Below are 25,217 nucleotides of genomic sequence, written 5' to 3'. Positions count from 1 at the left end.
CGGCCCGGACCCTACGAGCCGGGGGTGACCAGGCCGGTCTCGTAGGCGAGCACCACCGCCTGGACCCGGTCGCGCGCGCCGAGCTTGGCCAGCACCCGCCCCACGTGGGTCTTCACCGTCGCCTCCGCCACGTACAGCTCGCCGGCGATCTCGGTGTTGGACCGCCCCCGCGCCATGAGCACGAGCACCTCGCGCTCGCGGTCGGTCAGGGCGTCGAGCACCGCCGGCGGGGCCTTCTCCGTCTCCGGCAGCACCTGGGCGAGGTGGCCGATGAGGCGCTTCGTCGACGACGGCGCGATGACGGCGTCGCCGGCGTGGACGGTCCGGATGGCCGCGAGCATCTCCTCGGGCGGGGCGTCCTTGAGGAGGAACCCGCTCGCCCCCGCCTTGATGGCCTTGAGCACGTACTCGTCGACGTCGAAGGTGGTCAGGATGATCACCCGCGGGCCCTCGCCGTCGCCGCCGCCCGTGACCTCGGCGGTCGCCGCGAGCCCGTCCATGGTGGGCATGCGCACGTCCATGAGGACGACGTCGGCGCGGTGGCTGCCGAGCAGGCGCACCGCCTGGGCGCCGTCGCCGGCCTCGAGGACCACCTCCATGTCGGGCTGGGAGCCGATGACCATGGCGAAGCCCGCGCGCACGAGCTGCTGGTCGTCGACCAGCGCCACGCGGATGGCGGCCGGGTCGGTGGTCGGGGCGGTCATCGGGCTCCTTGGGTCGGGGGTGAGAGCGGCGCGGGGACGGCGCTCGCGGCGCCGAGCTCGGGCAGGGGCAGCTGGACGCGCACGCGGTAGCCGCCGCCGGGGCGCGGGCCGGCCTGGACCGTGCCGCCGAACAGCGCAGCGCGCTCGCGCATGCCGACCAGGCCCTGCCCCTTGCCGTCGCTCGGGGCGGCGGCGCCGCGGCCGTCGTCGTCGACCTGGAGCGTCAGCGCGCCGGGCAGCCACTGCAGCAGCACGGTGATGCGCGCCCCGGGGCCGGCGTGCTTGAGGGCGTTGGTCAGCGCCTCCTGGCAGACGCGGTAGATCGTCAGGCCGGCGCCGGGCGGCAGCGGGCGCGCCTCGCCCATCCGCACCAGGGACACGGCGACGCCGGAGGTGCGGATCTGCCCGACCAGGGCGTCGAGGTCGGCGTCCACCGGCTGGGGGAGCAGGGCGGTGCCCGCCTGGGCGTCGCCGTCGCGCAGCACGCCGAGGATGCGGCGGATGTCGGCGAGGGCGTCGCGGCCCATCTCGGCGATCGTCGTCAGCGCCCGCTCGGCGGCCACCGGGTCCGTGCGCGCGGCGTAGCGCCCGCCGTCGGCCTGGGCGATGACGACGGAGAGGGTGTGCGCGACGACGTCGTGCATCTCCCGCGCGATGCGCGCCCGCTCGGCGGCGGTGGCGAGCTGGGCCTGCTGGTCGCGTTCGATCTCCAGGCGGCGCGCGCGCTCGAGCAGGCTCTCCAGCCGCTCGATGCGCCCGCGGCGGAACTGGGCGTACCCCCAGGTCGCCAGGACCATCCCGGCCACGCCGAGGAGCGTGGCCAGGAAGTTCCAGAGGCTCGCGCCGCCGAACCAGGTGGCCGTGACGACCGCGAGCAGCAAGGCGCCGAGGAGCGCGCCGGCCAGGGCGGCCCGGCGGGCCCAGGGTGGGCCGTAGACGGTGACCGAGTACAGCGCGACCAGGACGAGGACGTCGGTGGGGACGATGACCATCTGGTCCGACGAGAAGGCCACGACGCCGAGCACCAGGTGCAGCAGCGCGCACAGGTAGACGGTCACCGCCGAGGCGACCGGGTGGGTGCGGCGCCACGCGAGCGCGGCCGGCATGGCGATCACCACGGCCGCCACGACGACGGCCGAGGGGCCCGCCGCGGCCTGCAGCGCCACGCCGGCGGACATCAGCCCGACCACGAGGACGAGGCCGAGGGCGATCAGGGAATCGACGGTGGCCCGGCGCAGCGCGGGGTCGCGCAGGCGTGCGCGCAGCCCTGTCCGTCCCATATGGCTCAGCCTACGAGCGTGACGGCACCGTCCGGATCCACCGGGAGGGGGACGGCGCGGGTGGGCGGGTCAGCCCGGAGGACGACGGCGGGCGGGTCAGCCCGGGGGACGACGGCGGGCGGGTCGGCCCGGAGGACGACGGCGGGCGGCTCAGGCGGCGAGCGGGGCGACGAGCTCGGGGGAGTTGTTGCGCACCGCACCGACGGCCGGCGACACCTCGTGCCAGGTGAGCGCGGGCGGGGCGGCGAGCGCGGCGAGCGCGCCCGGGGGCGTGGTGACGCTCTTGGCGAGCCAGCGCCCGACGGCCGCGCGGTCGAGCACGACCGGCACGCGGTCGTGCAGCTCGGTCATCCGGCCCTGCGCGGCGGCGGTGAGCACGGTGCAGCTGAGCAGCCAGGGCCCGCGGGTGCCGTCCGGCGCCGGGGCGCGCCACCAGGAGTACAGGCCGGCGAGGGCGAGCGGGGCGGAGTCGGCCGGGTGGATGTAGAACGGCGTCTTCTTCGTCTCGCCGGGCCCGGGCTTGCGCCACTCGTAGTACCCGTCGGCGACGACGACGCAGCGCCGGGTGCGCAGGGAGGCGGCGAACGCGGGCTTGGTCGCGACCGACTCGACGCGGGCGTTGAACATCCGCGCGCCGCTGGCCGGGTCGGTGGCCCACTCCGGCACCAGGCCCCAGCGGGCCACGTGCATCTCCCGGCGCACCCGCGGCGCCGGCTCGTCCAGCGCGACGGCGAGGTCGGCACCCGCGCCCTGACCTGCCGGCTCCCGACCGGTCGGCTGCTCGGCGGGCAGCACCCGCTCGACGATCACCCAGGCGCCGTCGGTGGGCGCGACGTTCCACGACGGCGCCAGCTCGGCGGCGTCGTCGTCCACGAGCGCGACGTCGAAGTAGTCCGCCAGGTCCTGGGCCTGGCGGAAGGAGGCGTACCGGCCGCACATGCCCCCAGGGTGCCACCGCCCGGTGACACGGCGGGGAAGGCGTGCCCGGCGGCGCGCCCGCCGCGGTGCCGGCGCGTGCCGGCGTGCGTGCCGTCCCGCGGCCGGCGGTGGCGCGGCCGGTGTGGGTGCCGTGGGCCATGATGTGACGGTGAGCGAGACCAGCACCCCGACCCCCGACGACGCCGGCCCCGTCACCGAAGCCGCCGCGGCGGTGCCGGCCGCGGCCGCCGCGGACGTGCGCCAGCGCTGGGCCGAGCTGGCCGAGCAGGTGGAGGCGGCCCAGTTCGCCTACTACGTGCGCGACGCCCCGACCCTCTCGGACGCCGAGTACGACCGGCTGTTCCGCGCGCTCGAGGAGCTCGAGGCGGCGCACCCGGACCTGCGCGTGCCGGAGTCGCCGACCCAGCGCGTCGGCGGCACCTTCTCCACCGAGTTCGCCACGGTGACCCATCACGAGCCGATGATGAGCCTGGACGACGTCTTCTCCCTCGAGGAGCTGCGGGACTGGGCCGCGCGCGTCGACGCCGCCGCCGGGCGCGGCGACGTGGAGATGACCTGCGAGCTGAAGATCGACGGGCTCGCCGTCAACCTCCTGTACGAGGACGGCCGGCTCGTGCGCGCCGCCACCCGCGGCGACGGCCGCACCGGCGAGGACGTCACGCTCAACGTGCGCACCATCGCCGCGGTGCCCCACCAGCTCGACGGCGACGGCCACCCGGCCAGCATCGAGATCCGCGGCGAGGTCTTCTTCCCGGTCGAGAAGTTCGAGGAGCTCAACGCCTCGCTGGTCGCGGCCGGCAAGGCGCCGTTCGCCAACCCGCGCAACTCCGCGGCGGGGTCGCTGCGCCAGAAGGACCCGCGGGTGACGGCGGCGCGGCCGCTGGACATGATCGCCCACGGCGTCGGGGCCGTGGACTGGGGCCGCGTCACGGCGCCGGAGACGCGCACGCAGTGGGGCCTGTACGAGCAGCTGCGCGAGTGGGGCGTGCCGGTCTCCACCCACACCCGCCTGGTGCGCTCGCGCGCGGAGGCCGAGGAGATGATCGCCTACTACGGCGAGCACCGGCACACCGTCGAGCACGAGATCGACGGCATCGTCATCAAGGTCAACGACTTCGCGCTGCAGCGGCAGATGGGTGCCACCTCGCGGGCGCCGCGCTGGGCGGCGGCGTACAAGTACCCGCCCGAGGAGGTCAACACCAAGCTGCTGGACATCCGCGTCCACGTCGGTCGGACCGGGCGGGTCACCCCCTACGGCGTCATGGAGCCGGTGCTCGTGGCCGGGTCCACGGTGGGGATGGCCACCCTGCACAACGCCAACGAGGTCAAGCGCAAGGGTGTCCTCATCGGCGACACGGTGGTGCTGCGCAAGGCCGGGGACGTCATCCCGGAGATCGTCGCCCCCGTGGTGGACCTGCGCGACGGGCACGAGCGGGAGTTCGTCATGCCCGAGCGGTGCCCCTCCTGCGGCACCCCGCTCGCCCCGGCCAAGGAGGGCGACGTCGACCTGCGCTGCCCCAACTCCCGCTCCTGCCCCGCCCAGCTCACCGAGCGCGTGGCCCACATCGCCTCCCGCGGCGCCCTGGACATCGAGGCGCTCGGCGGCGAGGCCGCGCTCGCCCTGACCGATCCCGAGGCCAACCGTGAGCTGGCCGCCGCCGCCCTGGCGGTCCAGGCCGGGCACGGCCCCGTGCCCACCCCCGAGCAGCTCGCCGCGGCCGAGGCCGAGCTCCCGCCGCGCCAGCGCCCCGTCCTCACCACCGAGGCCGGGCTGTTCGACCTGACCGCCGAGGACCTGCGCGACGTGCGGGTGTGGCGCGAGATCAAGAAGGACGGCGCGGGCACCGGCCGGTGGGAGCAGCGCCTGTTCTTCTGGACCACCCCCACCTTCAAGCGCGACGGCACGGTGTCGAGGCCGTCCAAGCCCACCGCCACGACCGAGCTGATGATCGCCGAGCTGGACAAGGCGAAGGCCCAGCCGCTGTGGCGGGTGCTCGTGGCGCTGTCCATCCGGCACGTCGGCCCGACCGCGGCCCGGGCCCTGGCCACCCACTACGGCTCGCTCGACGACATCCGCGCGGCCAGCCTCGAGGAGCTCAGCGCCGTCGACGGCGTCGGCCCGGTCATCGCGGCGGCGCTGCAGGCGTGGTTCGAGGAGGACTGGCACCGCGAGATCGTCGAGAGCTGGGCGGCCGCGGGCGTGCGGACGGCCGACGAGCGCGACGAGTCCATCGAGCGCACCCTCGAGGGCCTGACCGTCGTGGTCACCGGATCGCTGGAGAACTTCAGCCGCGACTCCGCCAAGGAGGCGATCATCGTCCGCGGCGGGAAGGCCGCCGGGTCGGTGTCGAAGAAGACCGACTTCGTCGTCGTCGGCGCCAACGCCGGCTCGAAGGAGGACAAGGCCCGCGAGCTCGGCCGGCCCATCCTCGACGAGGCGGGCTTCGTCGCGCTGCTCGAGGGCGGTCCGGCGGCCGTGGCCGACCGGGTGGAGGCCGGCGCCGCCACCTGACGCCGGGCGGCGTCAGGTCGGTGGCGTCAGGCCGGTGGCGTCAGGCGGGCGGCGCCGCCGCGTGGCGCCGGGTCTCCGGCACGGCCGCCGCCGGCGCCCCCTCGAGGTCCTGCAGCAGGCGGGCGGCGACGCTGACGGCGATGACGGCCGGGTCCTTCCCGCCGAGGCCCGGCAGCCCGATGGGGCACACGATGCGGTCGACCGCGGCGTCGGCGTGCCCCTCGCCGCGCAGCCGGTGGCGGAACCGGGTCCACTTCGCCCGCGAGCCGATGAGACCCACCTCGAGGTCGCCGCGGCGCAGCGCGGCGTCGCACAGGAGGAAGTCCTCGGCGTGGTCGTGGCTCATGATGAGCACGTGCGCGCCGGTGGGCAGGGTGCGCAGCACCGCCTCGGGGGCGGGCGCGGGATGGACGTGCACCCGGGCCCGGCCGCCGCGGACGTCGGCCAGCGCGTCGTCGGTGAGCCGAGCGGGCCGGCTGTCGACGAGGTGGAGGTCGAGCGGGAGCCGGGACAGGATCCGGGCGAGCTCGCGGCCGACGTGCCCGACCCCGAAGACGGCCACCGTGGGCCGCGCCCGCAGCGGCTCGAGCAGGACGGTCACCTCCCCGCCGCAGCACTGCTGCCCGTGCCGGTTGGCCACGTGCTCGTTCAGCGCCAGCAGCAGCGTCTCGGGCGCGTCGTCGCCGTCGCGGAGCATCGCCCGCGCCCGGTCGATCGCCGTGGCCTCGAGGTTGCCGCCGCCGATGCTGTCCCACGTGGCGTCGGCGGCGACCACCATCTTCGCGCCGGCCTCCCGCGGGGCGTGCCCGCGCACGGTGGTGACGGTCACGAGCACGCCGGAGCGGCCCTGCTCGCGCAGGTGCTCCAGGGCCGCGAGCCAGTCCACCTCAGCTCCTCGACAGCGCCGGCGGGGTGGGCTCCGCGGCGCCGGGGGTGCCGTCGCCAATGGCGCCGTCACCGGCTGCGGGCACGGGCGCGGCGCCGGCCCGCCGGTCGTCGCCGGTCGTCGCCCGCACGCCGTCCCCCTCGGTCGCCTGCCGGGCGGCCTGGACCGCCCAGAAGACTGCCTCGGGCGTGGCCGGGCTCGCCAGCTCCACCGACCGGCCGGCGGGGCCGAAGGCGGCCGCCGCCTCGCGCAGGGCCTCGCGGACGCAGAAGGCGAGCATGAGCGGCGGCTCACCGACCGCCTTCGACCCGTACACCACCCCGCGCTCGGTGGCCTCCTCGAAGAGGTGGACGCGGAACTCCTCGGGCATCTCCGAGAAGCTGGGCAGCTTGTAGGTGCTCGCCGCCTGGGTGAGCAGCCGGCCGCGGCCCGGACCGTCGGAGACGTCCCAGCGCAGCTCCTCCAGCGTCAGCCAGCCCGCGCCCTGGACGAACCCGCCCTCGATCTGCCCGACGTCGATGAGCGGGGAGAGGGAGTCGCCGACGTCGTGGACGATGTCGGTGCGCAGGAACCGGTAGGCGCCGGTGAACCCGTCCACCTCGACCTCGGTGGCGGCGGCGCCGTAGGCGAAGTACTTGAACGGCTCGCCCTGCATGCGCGCCCCGTCCCAGTGCAGCCCCTCGGTGCGGTAGTAGCCGGCGGCGAAGAGCTGCACGCGCTGGAAGTAGGCGTCGTGCACGACGTCGGCCCAGGCGAGGTCGCGGTCGTGGAAGCCGATGCCGGTGACCTTGCCGTCGGCGAAGCGCACGTCGTCGGGGTGGATGCCCAGGCGCCGGGCCGCGACCTCGGCGAGACGCTCTCGGATCTGCTCGCAGGCGTTCTTCACCGCCCCGCCGTTGAGGTCCGCGCCCGAGCTGGCCGCGGTGGCGGAGGTGTTGGGCACCTTGTCGGTGCGGGTAGGAGCGAGCCGGACGTACGCCAGCGGCACCCCCAGCGCGGTGGCGGCCACCTGACGCATCTTCGTGTGCAGGCCCTGGCCCATCTCGGTGCCGCCGTGGTTGATGAGGACCGAGCCGTCCTTGTACACGTGCACGAGGGCGCCGGCCTGGTTGAAGGCGGTGAGGTTGAAGGAGATGCCGAACTTCACCGGGGTCAGCGCCAGGGCCCGCTTGGTGTGCGGGTGGGCGGCGTTGAACGCGGCGATCTCGGCGCGGCGCCGCTCCACCTCGGCGCGCTCGGTGAGCTGGGCCCAGATGGCGTGCAGCCGCTCCGGGTGGCGCACCGGCTGGCCGTACGGGGTGGCCTGGCCGGCCTCGTAGAAGTTGCGCCGGCGCAGGTCGGACGGGTCGAGGCCGAGCAGCGGGGCGCACCGGCCGAGGATGTCCTCGATGACGTGCATGCCCTGCGGGCCGCCGAAGCCGCGGAACGCGGTCTGGGAGGTCTTGTTGGTCTTGGCGATGCGGCCGTGGACCTCGATGTGCGGGACGAAGTAGGCGTTGTCGACGTGGCACAGCGCCCGGGCGAGCACCGGCTCGGACAGGTCCAGGCTCCAGCCGCCGTCGCTGGTCAGCGTGGCGCGCAGGGCGACCAGGCGGCCCTCGCCGTCGAAGCCGGCCTCCCAGCTGGCGTGGAAGGGGTGCCGCTTGCCGGTCATCGTCATGTCCTGGGTGCGGGTCAGCCGCAGCCGGACGGGCCGCCCGGTCAGCGTCGCGCCGAGCGCGGCGACGGCGGCCAGGCCGTGCGGCTGCATCTCCTTGCCGCCGAACCCGCCGCCCATGCGCAGGCACTGGACGGTGACCTCGTGGCTGTGCAGGCCCAGGACGTGGGCGACGATCTCCTGGGTCTCGGAGGGGTGCTGCGTGCTGGACTGGACGAAGACCTGCCCGGCCTCGTCCACCTGGGCCAGCGCCGCGTGGGTCTCGAGGTAGAAGTGCTCCTGCCCGCCGATGGTGGTCTCGCCCGTGAACCGGTGGACGGCGGCGTCCAGCCCGGCCTCGACGTCGCCGCGGCTGACGGTGGGCTGGTTGCCCTGGAAGCTCTCGGCGGCGATGGCCTCGGCGAGCGTGAGCAGCGAGGGCAGCGGCTCGTAGTCGACCTCGACCGCCGCGGCGCCGCGCCGGGCGGCCTCGAGGGTCTCGCCGAGCACCCAGCACACGGCGTGGCCGTAGTACATGACCTCGTCGGGGAAGAGCGGCTCGTCGTGCTTGATGCCGGCGTCGTTGACGCCCGGGACGTCGGCGGCGGTGAGCACCCGGACGACGCCGGGCACCTCGAGGGCCGGCGCGGTGCGCAGGGCGGTGACGCGGGCGTGGGCGTGCGGGGCCTGCACCGGCCAGGCGTGCAGGACGTCGCGGGTGCGCTCGACGAGGTCGTCGGTGTACAGGGCGGTGCCGGTGACGTGCAGGTCCGCGCTCTCGTGGGCGACGGGCAGCCCCACGACGGGGCTCTCGGGGCGGTCGGCCAGGGACCTCATCGGGACACCTCCATGGCGGGCTGGGTCTGGTCGAGGAAGCGCAGCAGGGACTGCTCGAGCATGGCGGTGCGGTACCGCGCGCTGGCGCGGTGGTCGTCCAGCGGGGTGCCCTCGCCGGCGAGGACGGCGGCGGCCGCGGTGGCCGTGTCCGCGTCCCACGGGCGGCCGGTCAGCGCGGCCTCGGTGGCGTGGGCGCGGACGGGGGTGGCGGCCACGCCGCCCAGGCCGATCCGCACCGAGGCGACCGTCCCGCCGTCGAGCTCCATGGCGATGGCCACGGCGACGGAGGAGATGTCGTCGAAGCGGCGCTTGGCGATCTTGTAGAACGCCGCGTGCGGCGCCACCGGCAGCGGCAGGCGCACCGCGCGGATGATCTCCTGGGCGGTGCGGACCGTGCGGCGGTAGCCGGTGAAGTACTCCGCCAGCGGGACCTCCCGCTCGCCGTCGACCGAGGCCAGCACGAGGGCGGCGTCGAGGGCGAGCAGCACGGGCGCGGCGTCGCCGATGGGGGAGGCCGTGCCGAGGTTGCCGCCGAGGGTGGCGCTGTTGCGGATCAGCCGGGAGGCGAACTGCGGGAAGAGCTCGGCCAGCAGCGGCACCCGCCCGGCCAGGCGGTGCTCGATCTCGGAGAGGGTGAGGGCCGCGCCGATCTCCACCCGCTCCGCGGTCACGTCGAGGGTGCGCAGCTCCTCGAGCCGGTCGATCGCCAGGACGAGCGGCGGGCGGGCCTGGCCGATGTTGACCTCCACGCCGACATCGGTCGCGCCGGCGACCAGGCGCGCCTCCGGCCGCTCCGCCACCAGGGCGAGCAGCTCCGCGAGCGTGGCGGGCCGGACGAGCTCGGCCCCGTCCGCGGCGAGGTGGGTGGCGCAGGCGGCGGGCGCGGGGCGCTCCTGCCGCACGGCGAGGGGGTCGGCCGGCTCGGGGGCGCCCAGGGCGTACGCGGCGTCGCGGATGGGCCGGTAGCCGGTGCAGCGGCACAGGTTGCCGCTCAGCGCGTGCAGGTCGAAGCCGTTGGGCCCGGTGGTGTGGTCGACGGCGTGCTCCGGGCCGGTGACGGCGGTGCCCGCGGCGTCGTCGGCGTCGGCGGGGGAGCGGTCGGGCCGGTAGTACTCGGCGGCCATGGCGCAGACGAAGCCTGGGGTGCAGTACCCGCACTGGGACCCGCCGCGCTCCGCCATCTCCCGCTGGACGGGGTGCAGCGCGGCGTCGGTGCCGACGCCCGGCGCGGTGCCGAGCCCCTCGGCGGTGACGATCTCCTGGCCGTCGAAGGTCGCCGCGGCGGGCAGGCAGGCGTTCACCGCCGTCCACCGGGTGCGCCCCCCGCCGTCGGGGCGGGCGACGAGCACCGCGCACGCGCCGCACTCTCCCTCGGCGCACCCCTCCTTGGCGCCGGTCAGTCCCTCGCCGCGCAGCCAGTCGAGCAGCCGCGTGTGGGGCGAGACGGACGTGGCCGAGCGGGTCTCGCCGTTGACCGTGACTCGGATGCCGCTCATGGCACTCACTCCTCATCTACTGTCCTCGCCTCGCCACGGCGGCGCCATTGCGCGCGGGCGTGCGGGGGCATGGTTGGGAGCCGGCCCGAACCCCTGGTTATCCATGCCGAACAGCGGCTCGGTGTGACACGGACCATACATGCCGAGCGCCCTCCAGCTCCACAACTTCGGAAGAGGTTTTCCGCGTGCCGGAGTTCGGGCGCCCCTCGGCCGGTATCGGCGCGGTCCGTCGTGCGGGTGTCGGCGTGGTCTCCGCAGCCGGTGTCGGTGCGGCCCCCGGGGCGCCGCCCGGTTCCCCAGCGGCGTCCGGGACGCGGCGTCCGCCGCGCGATAATGACGCCGTGCCGCAGACCGCCTCGATCACCGTCTCCACCGTCCGCCCCGAGGAGCTCGACCGCGTCGGGGAGCTGTGCGTGGCCGCCTACCGCGCGGGCGGCATGGCCGAGGAGGACGACGGGTACGCCGTCGCCCTGCGCGACGTGGCCCGCCGGGCGGCCGAGGCCATCGTCCTGGTCGCCCGCGCCGGGCGGGAGGTGCTCGGCACCCTCACGCTCGCCGCGGCCGGCACGGCCTACGCCGACCTGGCCCGCGACGACGAGCTGGAGGTGCGGATGCTCGCCGTCGACCCCGCCGCCCAGCGCCGCGGCGTCGCCGAGGTCCTGCTGCGCGCCGCCCAGGAGTGGGCGGCGGAGCAGGGCTACCCGCGGCTGGTGCTGTCGGTGCTCTCGGTGGACGGCCCGGCCGTCCCGCACCGCCTCTACGAGCGCGTGGGGTACCGGCGCGACCCGGGCCGCGACTACGTCGGCTCCTGGGACCCCTCGGCGGTCATGTGGTTCTACGCGCTGGAGGTCTGAGCCGGGCCGCTACAGCAGCGGGCCGAGCCGGCGCAGGATCCGCTCGCCGAGCTTCGACAGCAGCCCGCGCGACTCCCACTCGCGCAGGGTGAGCTGGCGGGAGTTGGTGAGGTCGGTGGCGAAGATCTTCTCCATCTGCTCGGCCAGGTCGTCGTCGTAGATCTCGAGGTTGACCTCGAAGTTCCCCGTCATCGACATGCGGTCGATGTTGGTCGTGCCCACCGTGGTCCAGCGCCCGTCGACCGTCATCGTCTTGGCGTGCACCATCGCGTCCTGGAACAGCCACAGCTGCACCCCGGACTCGAGCAGCTGGGTGTAGTAGGCGCGGGCGGCCCAGTCGGCCAGGACGTGGTTGGAGACCTCCGGGATGAGCACCTTGACCTCGACCCCGCGGTGGGCGGCGCTGACGAGGCCGCGCAGGATGTCCCGGTCGGGGATGAAGTACCCCTGGGTGATGTAGATGTGGTGCTCGGCCCGGTCGATCGCCTCGAGGTAGAGCCCGCGCACGGGGAAGCTCAGCCGGTTCGGGGCGTTCTGCGCGGCGCGGATGCGCGCCTCCCACGCCCGCGCGCCGCGGTCGGGGATCTCGGGGTGGCGGCGCCTGCGGTGGTCGTTCCAGAAGTCGACGAAGGCGTTCTCCAGCTCCCAGGCGCTGGGGCCCTCCACCCGCACGTGGGTGTCGCGCCACTGCGTGGCGTACAGCGAGCCGATGTTGTACCCGCCGACGAAGCCCACCTCGCCGTCGACGACGAGGATCTTGCGGTGGTCGCGGCCGGTCTTGCGCACGTTGAGGGTGAGCAGGCCCGGGCGGAACAGAGGGAAGCGCAGCACGTGCAGCGTCGGCAGGTTCGGGAAGGACTTGAACCCCGGGGGCACCACCAGGTTCGCCCAGCTGTCGAAGACGACGTACACCTCCACGCCCCGGCGTGCGGCGGCCAGGAGCGCGTTCTTGAACTGCTTGCCGACCTCGTCGGACTTCCAGATGAAGGTCTCGAAGTAGACGGTGCGGCGGGCGCCGCGGATGGCCGCGAGCATGTCGGCGTAGAGGTCCGCGCCGAAGGTGTAGGTCGTCACCTTCGAGTGGGCCACCGGCAGCGTCGCCGGCTCGGTGCGCGGGAACTCTCCGGTGGGCGGCTGGCGCCGCTTGCGCACCCGGTCCACGAGCACGACGGCGGAGGCCGCCGCGGCCTGGACCGCGACCGTCCCCGTCACGTACCACCGCATGGCGCGCCAGACGTCGCGGCCCTGGATGCGCTGCGCCCGGAGGAGGGCGTACCCCAGGCGTGATCTGATCGGCATGGCGCCAACCTAACGGCTGCGGAGCCGCCGGACCCGGCAGCCCGATCCCGTGCCGCCGGGCGGGCGGGCCCGTGATACTGGCCGGGTGATCTCCCTCGAGCTCGCCCGCGCGTTGCGTGGCGCCGGGCTGCGGTGGCGCCCCGCACCCGGCGACCGGTTCACCATCGACCAGCCCGAGCTGGTCGGGGAGGTGTTCACGGTGGCCGAGATGAGCATCGAGACCCACCGCTTCCCGACCGGCACCGTGCTGGGGTTCAACGGCACCGTCGAGTGGGCGCTGGACGCGGTCACCCTCGACCAGACGGTCTGGCTGCCGCGCGAGGACCAGCTGCGCGAGCTGCTCGGCGGCACGTTCCGCTCGCTGCGCCGCGAGGACGACGCCTTCCTCGTGACCACCACGGTGCCCGGCCGGGGCGCCGCCGAGCACCGCGCGCCGGGCGCGGCGGACGCCTACGCCCGGGCGCTGCTCGAGCTCATCGGGCCCGCGACCGGCTGAGGGAGGGGCCGCCGGGCGCCCGGACCGGCCCGCCGCCGCGAGGCGCCGGGCGTTTAGACTCGTGCGCATGTCCACCATCTCTTCCGACGAGGTCGCGCGCGTCGCGGCGCTCGCCCGCATCGAGCTGAAGCCCGAGGAGGTCGAGCGCCTGGCCGGCGAGCTCGACGTCATCGCCTCCGCGGTGGCTCGGGTCAACGAGGTCGCCACGCCCGACGTGCCCGCCACCTCCCACCCCCTGCCGCTGACCAACGTCATGCGCCCGGACGAGGTGGTGGCCACGCTCGACGCCGACGAGGTGCTGGCCGCGGCCCCCGCCGCCATCGAGGGCCGCTTCGCCGTCCCGCAGATCCTCGGGGAGGACGCATGAGCGACCTGACCCGCCGCACCGCCGCTGAGCTCGCCGCGCTGCTCGCCGCCAAGGAGGTCTCCTCGGTCGAGGTGACGCAGGCCCACCTGGACCGCATGGCCGCCGTCGACGGCGACGTCCACGCCTTCCTCCACGTCAACACGGACGAGGCGCTAGCCGCCGCGGCCGCCGTCGACGCCCGCCGCGCCGCCGGCGAGGAGCTCGCCGAGCTGGCCGGCGTGCCGATCGCCGTCAAGGACATCATCGTCACCAAGGGCCAGGTCACCACCGCCGCCTCGAAGATCCTCGAGAACTGGGTCCCGCCCTACGACGCGACCCTCGTGACGAAGCTGCGGGCCGCCGGCATGCCGATCCTCGGCAAGACCAACCTCGACGAGTTCGCCATGGGGTCGAGCACGGAGCACTCCGCGTACGGCGCCACCCGCAACCCGTGGGACCTGGAGCGCATCCCGGGCGGGTCCGGCGGCGGCTCCGCGGCCGCCGTCGCCGCCTTCGAGGCGCCGCTGGCGATCGGCACCGACACCGGCGGCTCGATCCGTCAGCCAGCGGCCGTCACCGGCACGGTCGGCACCAAGCCGACCTACGGCGGCGTCTCGCGCTACGGGCTCATCGCGCTGGCCTCGTCGCTGGACCAGGCCGGCCCCGTCTCGCGCACCGTGCTGGACTCCGCGTTGCTGCACGAGGTCATCGGCGGGCACGACCCGCTGGACTCGACCTCGCTGCCGGACCCGGCCACCGGGTACGTCGCGGCCGCCCGGTCCCGCGACCTCAAGGGCGTGCGGGTGGGCATCGTCAAGGAGCTCGGCGGCGAGGGGTACCAGGAGGGTGTCCGGCGCAGCTTTGAGCAGTCCGTCGCGCTGCTGCAGCAGGCGGGCGCCGAGGTCGTCGAGGTCTCATGCCCCAGCTTCGAGTACGCGCTCGCGGCCTACTACCTGATCCTGCCGGCGGAGGCGTCCTCCAACCTCGCCAAGTTCGACGGCATGCGCTTCGGTCTGCGCGTGGAGCCGACGGACGGCCCCGTCACCGCCGAGCGCGTCATGGCCGCCACCCGCGGCGCCGGGTTCGGCGACGAGGTCAAGCGCCGCATCATCCTGGGCACGTACGCCCTCTCCGCCGGGTACTACGACGCCTACTACGGCTCGGCGCAGAAGGTCCGCACCCTCATCCAGCGCGACTTCGCCGCCGCCTTCGCCCGGGCCGACGTGCTCGTCTCGCCCACGGCGCCGACCACGGCGTTCAAGTTCGGCGAGAAGCTGGACGACCCCATGGCGATGTACCTCAACGACGTCGCGACCATCCCGGCGAACCTGGCCGGGATCCCCGGGCTCTCGCTGCCCTCGGGCCTGAGCGACGACGGCCTGCCGGTCGGCTTCCAGGTCCTCGCGCCCGCTCGCGAGGACGCCCGTCTGTACCGGGTGGGCGGCGTGCTCGAGCGCCTGCTCACCGAGAAGTGGGGCGGCCCGTTGCTGGCCCAGGCCCCCGAGCTGGAGGTGGCCTCCCGATGAGCACGCAGACCGTTGATCTCGTCGACTTCGACGACGCCGTCGCCCGGTACGACCCCGTCCTGGGCATCGAGGTCCACGTCGAGCTGGGCACGAAGTCCAAGATGTTCGACGGCGCCCCGCAGACCTTCGGCGCCGAGCCCAACACGGCCGTCACACCCGTCTCCCTCGGCCTGCCCGGCGCGCTGCCCGTGGTCAACGCCACCGCCGTCGAGTACGCCGTGAAGATCGGCCTGGCGCTGAACTGCTCCATCGCAGAGAGCTGCCGGTTCGCCCGGAAGAACTACTTCTACCCGGACGTGCCGAAGAACTTCCAGACCTCCCAGTACGACGAGCCGATCGCCCACGACGGCCACCTTGACGTCGAGCTCGAGGACGGCACGGTCTTCCGCGTGGAGATCGAGCGCGCCCACATGGAGGAGGACGCCGGGAAGAACACCCACGTCGGCGGCGCCGCGGGCCGCATCCAGGGCGCGGAGTACTCCCTGGTCGACTACAACCGGGCGGGCATCCCGCTGGTGGAGATCGTCACCCGCCCCATCGAGGGTGCCGGTGCCCGGGCGCCGGAGGTCGCCCGCGCCTACGTCAACACCCTGCGCGACATCTTCCGGGCCCTCGGCGTCTCCGAGGCCCGCATGGAGCGCGGCAACGTGCGCGCCGACGTCAACGTCTCCCTGCGCCCCACGCCGACCTCGCCGCTGGGCACCCGCACGGAGACGAAGAACGTCAACTCCTTCCGCTCGGTCGAGCGGGCGGTGCGCTACGAGATCTCCCGCCAGGCCGCCGTGCTCGACGCCGGCGAGCAGGTGGTCCAGGAGACCCGGCACTGGCACGAGGACGACGGCACCACCTCGCCCGGGCGCGTGAAGTCCGACGCGGAGGACTACCGCTACTTCCCCGAGCCGGACCTCGTCCCGCTCGCCCCGCCGCGCGAGTGGGTCGAGGAGCTGCGGGCGACCCTGCCCGAGCTGCCGGCCGTACGGCGCCGCCGCCTCCAGGCCGAGTGGGGCTACTCCGACGCGGAGATGCGCGACCTGGTCAACGCCGGCGCCGGGGACCTCGTCGAGGCCACCGTCGCCGCGGGCGCCAGCCCGGCCGCCGCCCGCAAGTGGTGGATGGGCGAGCTGGCCCGCACCGCCAAGGCCGACGGCGTGGCGCTGGAGGAGCTGGCGATCACGCCCCAGCAGGTCGCCGAGCTCGCCGGGCTCGTCGACGCCGGCCGGATTACCGACAAGCTGGCCCGGCAGGTGCTGGAGGGCGTGCTCGCGGGGGAGGGCTCCCCGGAGCAGGTCGTCGTCGCCCGCGGCCTCGAGGTGGTCTCCGACGACGGCGCGCTCGAGGCGGCCATCGACGAGGCGCTGGCCGCCAACCCCGACGTGGTGGAGAAGATCCGCGGCGGCAAGGTCCAGGCCGCCGGCGCCATCGTCGGCGCGGTCATGAAGGCCACCCGCGGCAAGGCCGACGCGGCCCGCGTGCGCGAGCTGCTCATGCAGCGCATCGGCTGACCCGCCCTCCGCGCCGAGACGCCAGCTTCTCGGCGCGGTGGCCCGGCAGACGGCCCCCTTCCCACCGGAGGGGGCCGTTCGGCGTCCCCGGCCCGGCCTGGACCGGCCTGGTCGGGGCCGGGGTGTGCGGGGGGTTACGATTCATGCCGCTCAACGTGATTCGTCCCACCTTTGAAAGGCCCGCTCCCATGGCCATGCCCAGTCCCAGCTACACCATCACGATGCGCGTGGAGGTCCCGGCCTCCCAGCGCGCCACGAGCATGCTCGTCGCGGCCGTGGCCGAGGCCGGCGGGGCGGTCATGGGCGTCGACATCGCCCACTCGACCACGACGAAGCTCGTCGTGGACGTCACGTGCGACACGGTCGACGCCGAGCACGGCGAGCGCATCGTCGAGGCCCTGAACGCCCTGGAGGGTGTGCGGGTGCTGAAGATGAGCGACTCGACGTTCCTGCTGCACCTGGGCGGGAAGATCGAGGTGAACGCGAAGGTGCCGCTGAAGACGCGGCGGGACCTGTCGCGGGCGTACACGCCGGGGGTGGCGCGGGTGTGCCTGGCGATCGCGGAGAAGCCGGAGGATGCGCGGCGGCTGACGATCAAGCGGAACACGGTGGCGGTGGTCACCGACGGCACGGCGGTGCTGGGGCTGGGGGACATCGGCCCGGCGGCGGCGTTGCCGGTGATGGAGGGCAAGGCGGCGTTGTTCAAGCAGTTCGCCAACGTCGATGCGTGGCCGGTGTGCCTGGACACCAAGGACACCGAGGAGATCATCTCCATCGTCAAGGCGCTGGCGCCGGTGTACGGGGGTGTGAACCTGGAGGACATCTCGGCGCCGCGGTGCTTCGAGATCGAGGCGCGGTTGCGTGAGGAGCTGGACATCCCGGTGTTCCACGACGATCAGCACGGCACGGCGATCGTGGTGCTGGCGGCGTTGCTGAACGCGCTGAAGGTGGTGGACAAGAAGATGGAGGACGTGCGCATCGTCGTCTCGGGCGTGGGGGCGGCGGGGTCGGCGATCATCAAGCTGCTCAAGGCCCAGGGCGCCCGCAACATCATCGGCTTCGACCGGCACGGCGCGCTGCACCGCGGGGTCGGCAACGGCGACCCGCACCGCAGCTGGATCATCGAGCACACCAACCCCGACCAGCTCACCGGCTCCCTCCGCGAGGGCCTGGTGGGGGCGGACGTGTTCATCGGGGTCTCCGCGGGCAACATCCTGACCGGGGCGGACGTGGCGAGGATGGCCGAGGGGGCGATCGTGTTCGCGCTGGCCAACCCCACCCCGGAGGTCGACCCGATCGAGGCGGGGCAGACGGCGGCGGTGGTGGCCACCGGGCGCAGCGACTACCCGAACCAGATCAACAACGTCCTGGCCTTCCCGGGGCTGTTCCGCGGGCTGCTGGACGCCGGGGCCTCGCACATCTCCGACGAGATGCTGCGCGTGGCCGCGGTCGCGATCGCCGAGGTGGTCAGCCCCGAGGAGCTCAACAGCGCCTTCGTCATCCCCGGCGTCTTCGACCACCGCGTCGCCGAGGCCGTCGCCGAGGCGGTGCGCGCGGAGGCCGAGAAGTACCTCGCCGAGCAGGCCGGCGCCGCCGAGGAGGCGGTCACGGCCTGACGCCGGCACCGGCGGCCACCGGCCGCACGCCGTCGACGGGGACGTGCGGACGGCGCACCACCGGCACCACAGAGGCCCTGGTCCGAGTGGACCAGGGCCTCTGTGGTCGTGACGGGCGGCGGGTGCGCCGCGCCCGTCGGTTCGCTCAGCGCAGCCAGGTGTTCTTGCCGATCACGCCGGCCCACCACTTGCCCACGCCCCAGGTGTCACCCGAGAGGGTCACCGCGGAGATGATGAGCAGCATCGCCTCGATCCAGTGGGAGTCGACGATCGGGTTGGTGCCGCCCAGCGCCAGGGGCAGCTCGGCGAGGTACATGAACAGCATGAGCAGCGTGCCGGTCACGGCCGCGATGCGCAGGCCGGCGCCGAGCATCATCGCGACGCCGATGCCGAGCAGGCCGAGCATGAAGAGCGCGTCGCCGAACGGGTTGACGAAGACCTGGAAGACGCTGTGGAACGGGCCCTCGATGCCCTTGATGAAGCCCTGGGCGGGAGTTCCGCCGTTGATCCAGGCCTTGTCGGCCGTGGTCATGAAGCCCAGGCCGAACAGCTTGTCGATGAAGGCCCAGAGGAAGACCCAGCCGATGATGATGCGGCCGGCGGCGAGCACCTTGCGCGCCGCAGGGGTGGTGACCAGCTCTTCCTGGTACCGGGGCGCCGGGCGAGGGGTGGTGCCGGCGGTGCGGTTCTCGAATGACGTGGCCATCATGCTCTCCTTGTGAGCAGTGGTGGAGCTACCTCGCTCCGCTCGAGCTCTGGTTGAGCTCCTTGGGCACCAGCATGGCCGCCCGCAATGTCCGGTTCCTGGGGCTAACGTCCCGACCGTCGAGCCTCTTTTCGGCGGGTTCGCGTCGGTTCGGGGCGGCGCTGGGGCGAAGGTCCCACGCGTGACGTCCGCGGAGCCCCGGCGCCTCCCGGGACCCTTGACGGGGGGCGCGGAGCCGGTTACGTTGACGCCGCTCCCTCGGAAGTTGTGTTCCACATCACGGAAGTCTCCGGCAGAGGTGTCGGGCGTGACGCGGGCCCTCCCGAGGCGGACCAGGCAGCGGGGGCATCGGCCTTCCTGCGGCGCGGCAGTCGCGCATCGATACGGCCACACGGCCGGTTGACGAGGAGGTCAACGGATGGCAAGAGGAACCACCACCACGGCGGCGCGCCCGGAGGACGAGCGGCTGCCCGTGGCCCGCTCCTTCGTGTACGGGCTCCAGCACGTGCTGACCATGTACGGCGGGATCATCGCCGTGCCGCTCATCGTCGGGACGGCGGCCGGCCTCCAGGGCCCCGACATCGCCGTCCTCATCGCCTCGGCGCTGTTCGTGGGCGGTGCCGCGACGATCCTGCAGAGCTGGGGCGTGCCGTTCTTCGGCTCCCAGCTGCCGCTCGTCCAGGGCGTCTCCTTCGCCGGGGTGGCGACCATGCTCGCCATCCTCTCGAGCGGCGGCGGGCTGCCGGCGGTCTTCGGCGCCGTGCTCGTCGCCGGCCTCATCGGCCTCGTGCTCGCCCCCTTCTTCGCCAAGGTCATCCGGTTCTTCCCGCCGGTGGTCACCGGCGTCGTCATCACCACCATCGGCCTGACGCTCATGCCGGTCGCGGCCAACTGGACCCTGGGCGGCAACCCGGAGGCCGAGGGGTACGGCAGCCCCGCGAACATCGGGCTGGCCGCCCTGACGTTCCTCGTCGTCCTCGTGCTGAGCAAGGTCGGCATCGCGGCCGTCTCGCGGCTGTCGATCCTCCTGGCCATCGTCATCGGCACCCTGGTGGCGGCGGCGCTCGGCATGGCCGACTTCTCCGGCGTCGGCGACGGCGCGGTGGTGGCCCTGCCCACGCCCTTCGCCTTCGGCATGCCGCACTTCGAGATCGCCGCGATCATCTCGATGACCATCGTCGTGCTCGTGACGATGACCGAGACGACCGCCGACATCCTCGCCGTCGGCGAGATCGTGCGCAGCAAGGTCGGCTCCCGCCGTATCGCCGACGGCCTGCGGGCGGACATGCTCTCCAGCGCCGTGGCGCCGGTGTTCAACTCCTTCACCCAGACGGCGTTCGCCCAGAACGTCGGCCTGGTCGCCATCACCGGGATCCGCAGCCGCTTCGTCGTCAGCGCCGGCGGCGTGATCATGGTCGTCCTCGGCCTGCTGCCGGTCCTCGGCCGGCTGGTGGCGGCGGTCCCCACGCCGGTGCTCGGCGGCGCCGGGATCGTCCTGTTCGGCACGGTGGCCGCCAGCGGGATCCGGACGCTGGCCAAGGTCGACTACGAGGGCAACATGAACCTCGTCATCGTCGCCAGCTCGCTCGCCTTCGGCATGATCCCGATCGTCGCCCCGAACTTCTACGACGGCTTCCCGGCGTGGTTCGTGACGATCTTCCACTCCGGCATCAGCTCCGCGGCGATCATGGCGGTCCTGCTCAACCTCGTGTTCAACGTGTTCCGCACCGGCAACGCCCCACAGTCCTCGGTCTTCGTCGCGCGCGGGACGCGCTACGTCAGCCCCGAGCTGCTCGAGGCGCTCGAGGACGGGGACCGCGTCGAGGGCGGCCGCCTCGTCGACGCCCAGGGCCGCGAGGTCCCGCTGGCGCCCGCCGGCGGGACGGGCCGGGTGGCCGCGCCCGAGCAGGTCTAACCCCGCCGGCGCGCCGGATCGCGCGGGCGTCGCCCCGGGTCTCGACCCGCGGGCGGCGCCCGTCGCCATGCCTGTGGCCGTGCCGCCGCCGTGCCCGCCGCTTGGGCGGCGGGCGCACCCGCGCCGGCCGCCGCGAATGTCGCCGAAGCGTCTTGACAGCCTCCGCGGCGCAGGGTCTACTTTTCTAGAACGGAAATCCACTTCCACAATATGGAACAGCGACGAAGGAGTCGAGAATGACGCTCACCGGCCTGGCGCGGCTCAACGAAGCCGACGCCCGGGAGGCCCGGGCGCTGCTGCTCGCCTGCGCCGCGGTGCCGCGCTGGGCGGAGCAGATCGTCCAGGGCCGACCCTACGCCGACGTCGAGACCGCCCTGACCGCCGCCCGCGCCGCCGCCCGCCCTTGGAGCGAGGAGGAGGTCGACGCCGCCCTGGCGCGCCACCCCCGCATCGGCGAGCGCCCGCAGGGCGCGGACGCCGACGCCGCGCACTCCCGCCGCGAGCAGGCCGCCGTCGACGGCGTCGACCCGGAGACCGCCCGCCGGCTGCGCGAGGGCAACGCCGCCTACGAGGAGCGGTTCGGCCACGTCTTCCTCATCCGCGCCGCCGGCCGCAGCGCCGCGGAGATCCTCGCCGCGCTCGAGGAGCGCCTCACCCACGACCCCGCGACCGAGCGGCGCATCGCCGCCGAGCAGCTGCGGGAGATCGCCGTCCTCCGCCTGCAGAAGGAGCTCGCATGACCTCGCACATCACCACCCACGTCCTCGACGCCGTCGCCGGGGTCCCGGCCGCCGGCGTGGGGCTGACGCTGTCCCGCCACGCCGGTGACGGGCTGGCGGAGGTGGCCACCGGCCGCACCGACGCCGACGGCCGCAACCGCGAGCTCGGCCCCGCCGTCCTCGAGCCGGGCACCTACCGCCTCGTCTTCGCCACCGGCGAGTACTTCGCGGCCGCCGGCCGCCCGACGTTCTACCCCGAGGTCACCATCGACTTCCGCGTGGAGGAGGGGCAGGGCCACTACCACGTCCCCATCCTGCTCAGCCCGTTCGCCTACTCCACCTATCGGGGCAGCTGACCGGCACCTCACACCCAGCCCACCGACCCCTGCACCGTCGCACGACCTATCGAAGGAGCTAGACAATGAGCGACACCATCGCCACCCCCGCCCACGCCGCCGCGGCGGGCCAGGACGGCACGATCGTCCTGGGCGACAACCAGTACGGCAAGGCCGAGGTCCGGGTCGTCAAGGTCGACCGGGACAAGCCCCGCCACTGCATCACCGACCTGTCGGTGACCTCCCAGCTGCGCGGGGACTTCACCGTCGCCCACACCCAGGGCGACAACTCCCCGGTGGTGGCCACGGACACGCAGAAGAACACGATCTTCGCGTTCGCCAAGGACGGCATCGGCTCCCCGGAGCTGTTCGCGATGCGCCTGGCCGAGCACTTCACCTCCTCCTTCGACTGGGTCACCGGCGGGCGCTGGGAGGTCAAGGAGTACACCTGGGAGCACATCCCGACCTCGCTGGCCAACAACGCCTCCGACGGCGAGCACAACCACGCCTTCGTCAAGGCCGGCACCGAGACCCGCACCGCCGTCGTCCAGCGCGACGGCGACGAGGTCTTCGTCGTCGCCGGGCTCGAGGACCTGTCGGTGCTGAAGTCCACCGGCTCGGAGTTCCACGGCTTCCCGCGCGACCGCTACACCACCCTGGTGGAGACGGACGACCGGATCCTCGCCACCTCCGTCACCGCCCGCTGGCGCTACACCACCACGGACATCGACTTCAACGCCGCCTACGACGACGTGCGCCGGGTGATGCTCGAGACCTTCGCGGACGTGCACTCCCTGGCGCTGCAGCAGACGCTGTACCAGATGGGCAAGCGGGTCCTGGAGACCCACCCGGAGATCGGCGAGATCAAGTTCTCCATGCCGAACCTGCACCACTTCCTCGTCGACTTCACGCCGTTCGGGCTGGAGAACCCGAACGAGGTCTTCTACGCCGCGGACCGGCCGTACGGGCTCATCGAGGCGGAGGTGAAGCGTTCCGACGTCACCCCCGAGCCGCGGGCCTGGGCGACCGTGACGGGCTTCTGCTGACCGGAGCCACCCCACCAAGGAGCACGACATGACCACCATCGCGGCTCCCGTCCTCGCGAAGGGCCACCGGCCCGAGGACGAGAAGTACTCCGTCGGGCGAACGTTCCTCTACGGCCTCCAGCACATCATGACGATGTACGGCGGCGTCATCGCGCCGCCGCTCATCATCGGCCAGGCGGCCGGGCTCCACGGGGCCCAGGTCGGCATCCTCGTCTCCGCCGCCCTCCTGGTCAGCGGCGCGGCCACGCTCCTGCAGACGGTCGGGATCCCCTTCTTCGGCTCCCAGCTGCCGCTCATCCAGGGCACCTCGTTCGCCTCGGTCTCGACGATGGTCGCCATCGTGACGAACAACGGCGGCCTGCCGGCCGTCTTCGGCTCGATCATCGTCGCCGGGGCGATCGGGCTGATCATCAGCCCGTTCTTCGCCCAGATCATCCGGTTCTTCCCGCCGGTGGTCACCGGCACCATCATCACGGTCATCGGCCTGTCGCTGCTGCCGGTGGCGGTGAACTGGATGATGGGCGGCGCCGCCCAGGCGCCCGGCTACGGCTCGGTGGCCAACATCGCCCTCGCGATCGTCACGCTGGTCGTCGTCCTGCTCCTCAGCCGGTTCCTGCAGGGCACGATCTCCCGGCTGTCGATCCTGCTGGGCATCGTGGCCGGGACGGTGCTCGCCGCGGCGCTGGGCATGGCGGACTTCTCCGCCGTGGGCAACGGCCCCGTCGCGGCGCTGCCCACGCCGTTCGCCTTCGGGACCCCGGTGTTCCAGGCCGGCGCGATCATCTCGATGACGATCGTCGTCGTCGTCATCATGACCGAGACGACCGCCGACATCATCGCCGTCGGCGAGATCGTCGGCACCAAGGTCGACCCCCGGCGGGTGGGCGACGGCGTGCGGGCGGACATGGCCGCGACCACCCTCGCGCCGCTGCTCAATTCCTTCCCCGCCTCGGCCTTCGCCCAGAACGTCGGGCTGGTGGCGATCACCGGCATCAAGTCCCGGTGGGCCGTGGCGGCCGGCGGGTCGGTGCTCTTCGTCCTGGGCCTGCTGCCGGTCCTGGGCCGCGTCGTCGCCGCCATCCCGCCGCCGGTCCTGGGTGGGGCGGGGATCGTCCTGTTCGGCTCGGTCGCCGCCTCGGGCATCCGCACCCTGTCGAAGGTCGAGTACGACAACACCCTCAACCTCGTGCTGGTCGCCGTCGCGGTCTCCTTCGGGATCATCCCGATCGTCGCCCCGACGTTCTACGACGGCTTCCCGCAGTGGGTGGGCATGGTCTTCCACTCGGGCATCTCGGCTGCCGCGGTCGTCGCCGTCGTGCTCAACCTGCTGTTCAACGAGCTGCGGTGGGGGCGGAGCAGGCAACCGTCGGTCTTCACCGCCGGCTCCTCCGCCCGCCTGGTCGTGGCCGAGGAGCAGGAGCGCCGGCGCGCGGACTACTTCGCCCGCCTCGACGAGCGGCTGCGGGCGGAGCAGGAGGCCCGCCGCAGCGCCGAGCGGCGCGCCCGCGTCCGCTCCGGGCACGGCCGGCGGTCGGGGTCTCTCGAGGCGCTCGACCTCCACGGCGACGGCGTGGCGGACGTCCTCCCGGTTCGCCCGGGCACCGTGCCCGCTGACGCCCCGGGGGCGCCGGCCACGGGGTCCGACCTCAGCCCCGCGGGCGCGACGGAGAACCGTCCCGGCCGGCGGGCGTCATGAGCCCGGCGGCGCGGGCGGCGGTCCCCGGTGCCCGCGCCGCCTCAGCGGGCGGTGATCAGCTCCTCGGAGATCTTGCCGGCGATCTCGTGCAGCAGCGGCAGGGCCTGCTCGCCGAACTCGAAGGACACCCGGGCCGCCGGCCCGGAGATGGACAGCGCCGACGGCGTCGGGGCGTGGGGGACGGGCACCGCGAAGCACCGCACGCCGATCTCCTGCTCGCCGTCGTCGACGGCGTACCCCTGGTCCCGCACCTTCGCCATCTCCTCCAGGAGCGCGTCGACGCTGGTGATGGACCGGTCGGTGGCCGCCGGCATGCCGGTGCGCCCGACGATCTCGCGCACGGTGGTGTCGGGCAGCTGGGCGAGCACCGCCTTGCCGACGCCCGTGCAGCTGCAGTAGACCCGCCGCCCGACCTCGGTGAACGTGCGCATCGAGTGCTGCGAGGATGCCTGGGCGACGTAGACGGCCATGTCGCGGTCGATCATCGCCAGGTTCGCGGACTCGCCGAGCTCGCGGACCAGGCGCTCGAGGTGGGGGCGGGCCCCGGCGCCGAGCTGGCGGCCGGCGCTCTCGCCCAGCCGGATGAGCCGGGGGCCCAGGGTGTAGCGGCGCGAGGGGAGCTGGCGGGCGTAGCCGCGCATGACCAGCGTCCGCATGAGGCGGTGGATCGTCGGCAGCGGCAGGCCCGAGCTGGTCGCCAGCTCGCTGAGCGCCGCGTCGCCGCCGAGGTCGGTCATGATCTCGAGCAGGTCGATCGCCCGGTCCACGGACTGCACGCCATCCGCCATGCTTCGCCTCCCTCGTGCCGGGTGCGCCCGGCGGGCCTGCACGCCGTTCGAGGCGCGCAGAAATATTCTTCCACATAACGAAA

21 protein-coding genes are annotated in these 25,217 nt (G+C 73.8%); 12 read left to right on the top strand and 9 right to left on the bottom strand.

Annotated elements, in window-relative coordinates; translation table 11 throughout:
* Nucleotides 1–11: 11 nt before the first annotated feature.
* From GD970_RS15395 to GD970_RS15385, 3 genes are all read right to left on the bottom strand, one after another.
* On the bottom strand, nucleotides 12–704 hold the full coding sequence (locus GD970_RS15395; protein WP_152203783.1) for a response regulator: 693 nt from the start codon (nucleotides 702–704) through the stop codon (nucleotides 12–14).
* Nucleotides 701–1,984, bottom strand: a complete 1,284-nt coding sequence (locus GD970_RS15390) for a sensor histidine kinase (RefSeq protein ID WP_152203782.1) — start codon at nucleotides 1,982–1,984, stop codon at nucleotides 701–703. The genes GD970_RS15395 and GD970_RS15390 overlap by 4 nt, the downstream gene beginning before the upstream one ends.
* Nucleotides 1,985–2,134: 150 nt before the next feature.
* Entirely contained in the window at nucleotides 2,135–2,923 is a 789-nt protein-coding gene (locus tag GD970_RS15385) for an SOS response-associated peptidase (protein ID WP_152203781.1), read from the bottom strand.
* Nucleotides 2,924–3,134: 211 nt separating this feature from the next.
* Between GD970_RS15385 and ligA the strand changes: the two genes are divergently transcribed.
* Nucleotides 3,135–5,435 (top strand): NAD-dependent DNA ligase LigA, encoded by a 2,301-nt coding sequence (gene ligA / locus GD970_RS15380; RefSeq protein ID WP_226925380.1) that lies wholly within the window; start codon nucleotides 3,135–3,137, stop codon nucleotides 5,433–5,435.
* Nucleotides 5,436–5,475: 40 nt separating this feature from the next.
* Here the strand turns inward: ligA and xdhC are convergent, their stop codons facing one another.
* The 3 genes from xdhC to GD970_RS15365 are packed head-to-tail and all read right to left on the bottom strand — an operon-like array spanning nucleotide 5,476 to nucleotide 10,290.
* Nucleotides 5,476–6,321: a xanthine dehydrogenase accessory protein XdhC gene (gene xdhC, locus GD970_RS15375; protein WP_152203779.1), complete on the bottom strand. Its 846-nt coding sequence runs from the start codon at nucleotides 6,319–6,321 to the stop codon at nucleotides 5,476–5,478.
* 1 nt (nucleotide 6,322) lies between these two features.
* Nucleotides 6,323–8,794 carry a xanthine dehydrogenase molybdopterin binding subunit gene (gene xdhB / locus GD970_RS15370; protein WP_152203778.1) on the bottom strand — a complete coding sequence of 824 codons (2,472 nt, stop codon included), beginning with the start codon at nucleotides 8,792–8,794 and terminating at the stop codon, nucleotides 6,323–6,325.
* Nucleotides 8,791–10,290: a xanthine dehydrogenase small subunit gene (locus tag GD970_RS15365; protein WP_152203777.1), complete on the bottom strand. Its 1,500-nt coding sequence runs from the start codon at nucleotides 10,288–10,290 to the stop codon at nucleotides 8,791–8,793. Before GD970_RS15365 ends, xdhB begins: the two co-directional genes overlap by 4 nt.
* A 341-nt stretch (nucleotides 10,291–10,631) precedes the next feature.
* On the opposite strand from GD970_RS15365, the gene GD970_RS15360 reads away from it, so the two are divergent.
* Nucleotides 10,632–11,144 (top strand): GNAT family N-acetyltransferase, encoded by a 513-nt coding sequence (locus tag GD970_RS15360; RefSeq protein ID WP_211489843.1) that lies wholly within the window; start codon nucleotides 10,632–10,634, stop codon nucleotides 11,142–11,144.
* Nucleotides 11,145–11,153: 9 nt separating this feature from the next.
* On the opposite strand, the gene GD970_RS15355 is transcribed toward GD970_RS15360, so the two are convergent.
* Complete coding sequence (locus GD970_RS15355; RefSeq protein ID WP_319593469.1) at nucleotides 11,154–12,443, bottom strand: phospholipase D-like domain-containing protein; 1,290 nt, start codon at nucleotides 12,441–12,443, stop codon at nucleotides 11,154–11,156.
* Between the two features lie 85 nt (nucleotides 12,444–12,528).
* Here GD970_RS15355 and GD970_RS15350 point away from each other — a divergent pair, with 85 nt between their 5' ends.
* The 5 genes from GD970_RS15350 to GD970_RS15330 all read left to right on the top strand — a co-directional run bounded on the left by GD970_RS15350 (nucleotide 12,529) and on the right by GD970_RS15330 (nucleotide 17,929).
* Nucleotides 12,529–12,939, top strand: a complete 411-nt coding sequence (locus GD970_RS15350; protein WP_152203776.1) for a pilus assembly protein CpaE — start codon at nucleotides 12,529–12,531, stop codon at nucleotides 12,937–12,939.
* 67 nt (nucleotides 12,940–13,006) lie between these two features.
* Nucleotides 13,007–13,306 (top strand): Asp-tRNA(Asn)/Glu-tRNA(Gln) amidotransferase subunit GatC, encoded by a 300-nt coding sequence (gatC, locus tag GD970_RS15345; RefSeq protein WP_152203775.1) that lies wholly within the window; start codon nucleotides 13,007–13,009, stop codon nucleotides 13,304–13,306.
* Complete coding sequence (gene gatA, locus GD970_RS15340) at nucleotides 13,303–14,811, top strand: Asp-tRNA(Asn)/Glu-tRNA(Gln) amidotransferase subunit GatA (protein WP_152203774.1); 1,509 nt, start codon at nucleotides 13,303–13,305, stop codon at nucleotides 14,809–14,811. The genes gatC and gatA overlap by 4 nt, the downstream gene beginning before the upstream one ends.
* Nucleotides 14,808–16,313, top strand: a complete 1,506-nt coding sequence (gene gatB / locus GD970_RS15335; protein WP_152203773.1) for an Asp-tRNA(Asn)/Glu-tRNA(Gln) amidotransferase subunit GatB — start codon at nucleotides 14,808–14,810, stop codon at nucleotides 16,311–16,313. Before gatA ends, gatB begins: the two co-directional genes overlap by 4 nt.
* Before the next feature lie 188 nt (nucleotides 16,314–16,501).
* Nucleotides 16,502–17,929, top strand: a complete 1,428-nt coding sequence (locus GD970_RS15330) for an NAD-dependent malic enzyme (protein ID WP_152203772.1) — start codon at nucleotides 16,502–16,504, stop codon at nucleotides 17,927–17,929.
* A 145-nt stretch (nucleotides 17,930–18,074) separates the two neighbouring features.
* Here GD970_RS15330 and GD970_RS15325 read toward each other — a convergent pair whose 3' ends face one another.
* Complete coding sequence (locus GD970_RS15325) at nucleotides 18,075–18,635, bottom strand: DoxX family protein (RefSeq protein WP_211489938.1); 561 nt, start codon at nucleotides 18,633–18,635, stop codon at nucleotides 18,075–18,077.
* Nucleotides 18,636–19,053: 418 nt separating this feature from the next.
* On the opposite strand from GD970_RS15325, the gene GD970_RS15320 reads away from it, so the two are divergent.
* From GD970_RS15320 to GD970_RS15300, 5 genes are all read left to right on the top strand, one after another.
* A complete protein-coding gene (locus tag GD970_RS15320; protein ID WP_152203771.1) occupies nucleotides 19,054–20,550 on the top strand; it encodes a nucleobase:cation symporter-2 family protein in 1,497 nt (498 codons plus the stop codon).
* A gap of 236 nt (nucleotides 20,551–20,786) precedes the next feature.
* The gene (gene uraD / locus GD970_RS15315; protein ID WP_152203770.1) at nucleotides 20,787–21,290 is read left to right on the top strand and encodes a 2-oxo-4-hydroxy-4-carboxy-5-ureidoimidazoline decarboxylase; all 504 of its coding nucleotides are present in this window, start codon (nucleotides 20,787–20,789) and stop codon (nucleotides 21,288–21,290) included.
* On the top strand, nucleotides 21,287–21,625 hold the full coding sequence (uraH, locus tag GD970_RS15310) for a hydroxyisourate hydrolase (protein ID WP_152203769.1): 339 nt from the start codon (nucleotides 21,287–21,289) through the stop codon (nucleotides 21,623–21,625). The genes uraD and uraH overlap by 4 nt, the downstream gene beginning before the upstream one ends.
* A gap of 65 nt (nucleotides 21,626–21,690) precedes the next feature.
* Complete coding sequence (gene pucL / locus GD970_RS15305) at nucleotides 21,691–22,650, top strand: factor-independent urate hydroxylase (protein WP_152203768.1); 960 nt, start codon at nucleotides 21,691–21,693, stop codon at nucleotides 22,648–22,650.
* A 28-nt stretch (nucleotides 22,651–22,678) separates the two neighbouring features.
* On the top strand, nucleotides 22,679–24,346 hold the full coding sequence (locus GD970_RS15300) for a nucleobase:cation symporter-2 family protein (protein WP_211489937.1): 1,668 nt from the start codon (nucleotides 22,679–22,681) through the stop codon (nucleotides 24,344–24,346).
* Nucleotides 24,347–24,387: 41 nt separating this feature from the next.
* On the opposite strand, the gene GD970_RS15295 is transcribed toward GD970_RS15300, so the two are convergent.
* Nucleotides 24,388–25,134: an IclR family transcriptional regulator gene (locus GD970_RS15295; RefSeq protein WP_152203767.1), complete on the bottom strand. Its 747-nt coding sequence runs from the start codon at nucleotides 25,132–25,134 to the stop codon at nucleotides 24,388–24,390.
* Between the last annotated feature and the right edge of the window lie 83 nt (nucleotides 25,135–25,217).

Origin of the sequence: Georgenia thermotolerans (assembly GCF_009193185.1) — a bacterium.
Classification (GTDB): domain Bacteria; phylum Actinomycetota; class Actinomycetes; order Actinomycetales; family Actinomycetaceae; genus Georgenia; species Georgenia thermotolerans.
Note: the sequence above shows the minus strand (reverse complement) of the source record. Positions and strands in the feature narration are given on the sequence as shown.

What these genes read in the sequence shown, in the direction of transcription:
- GD970_RS15395 (WP_152203783.1), bottom strand. Translation starts at nt 704, where the DNA reads ATGACCGCCCCGACCACCGACCCGGCCGCCATCCGCGTGGCGCTGGTC.
- GD970_RS15390 (WP_152203782.1), bottom strand. Translation starts at nt 1,984, where the DNA reads ATGGGACGGACAGGGCTGCGCGCACGCCTGCGCGACCCCGCGCTGCGC.
- GD970_RS15385 (WP_152203781.1), bottom strand. Translation starts at nt 2,923, where the DNA reads ATGTGCGGCCGGTACGCCTCCTTCCGCCAGGCCCAGGACCTGGCGGAC.
- xdhB (WP_152203778.1), bottom strand. Translation starts at nt 8,794, where the DNA reads ATGAGGTCCCTGGCCGACCGCCCCGAGAGCCCCGTCGTGGGGCTGCCC.
- GD970_RS15365 (WP_152203777.1), bottom strand. Translation starts at nt 10,290, where the DNA reads ATGAGCGGCATCCGAGTCACGGTCAACGGCGAGACCCGCTCGGCCACG.
- GD970_RS15355 (WP_319593469.1), bottom strand. Translation starts at nt 12,443, where the DNA reads ATGCCGATCAGATCACGCCTGGGGTACGCCCTCCTCCGGGCGCAGCGC.
- gatC (WP_152203775.1), top strand. Translation starts at nt 13,007, where the DNA reads ATGTCCACCATCTCTTCCGACGAGGTCGCGCGCGTCGCGGCGCTCGCC.
- gatA (WP_152203774.1), top strand. Translation starts at nt 13,303, where the DNA reads ATGAGCGACCTGACCCGCCGCACCGCCGCTGAGCTCGCCGCGCTGCTC.
- gatB (WP_152203773.1), top strand. Translation starts at nt 14,808, where the DNA reads ATGAGCACGCAGACCGTTGATCTCGTCGACTTCGACGACGCCGTCGCC.
- GD970_RS15330 (WP_152203772.1), top strand. Translation starts at nt 16,502, where the DNA reads ATGGCCATGCCCAGTCCCAGCTACACCATCACGATGCGCGTGGAGGTC.
- GD970_RS15325 (WP_211489938.1), bottom strand. Translation starts at nt 18,635, where the DNA reads ATGGCCACGTCATTCGAGAACCGCACCGCCGGCACCACCCCTCGCCCG.
- GD970_RS15320 (WP_152203771.1), top strand. Translation starts at nt 19,054, where the DNA reads ATGGCAAGAGGAACCACCACCACGGCGGCGCGCCCGGAGGACGAGCGG.
- uraD (WP_152203770.1), top strand. Translation starts at nt 20,787, where the DNA reads ATGACGCTCACCGGCCTGGCGCGGCTCAACGAAGCCGACGCCCGGGAG.
- uraH (WP_152203769.1), top strand. Translation starts at nt 21,287, where the DNA reads ATGACCTCGCACATCACCACCCACGTCCTCGACGCCGTCGCCGGGGTC.
- pucL (WP_152203768.1), top strand. Translation starts at nt 21,691, where the DNA reads ATGAGCGACACCATCGCCACCCCCGCCCACGCCGCCGCGGCGGGCCAG.
- GD970_RS15300 (WP_211489937.1), top strand. Translation starts at nt 22,679, where the DNA reads ATGACCACCATCGCGGCTCCCGTCCTCGCGAAGGGCCACCGGCCCGAG.
- GD970_RS15295 (WP_152203767.1), bottom strand. Translation starts at nt 25,134, where the DNA reads ATGGCGGATGGCGTGCAGTCCGTGGACCGGGCGATCGACCTGCTCGAG.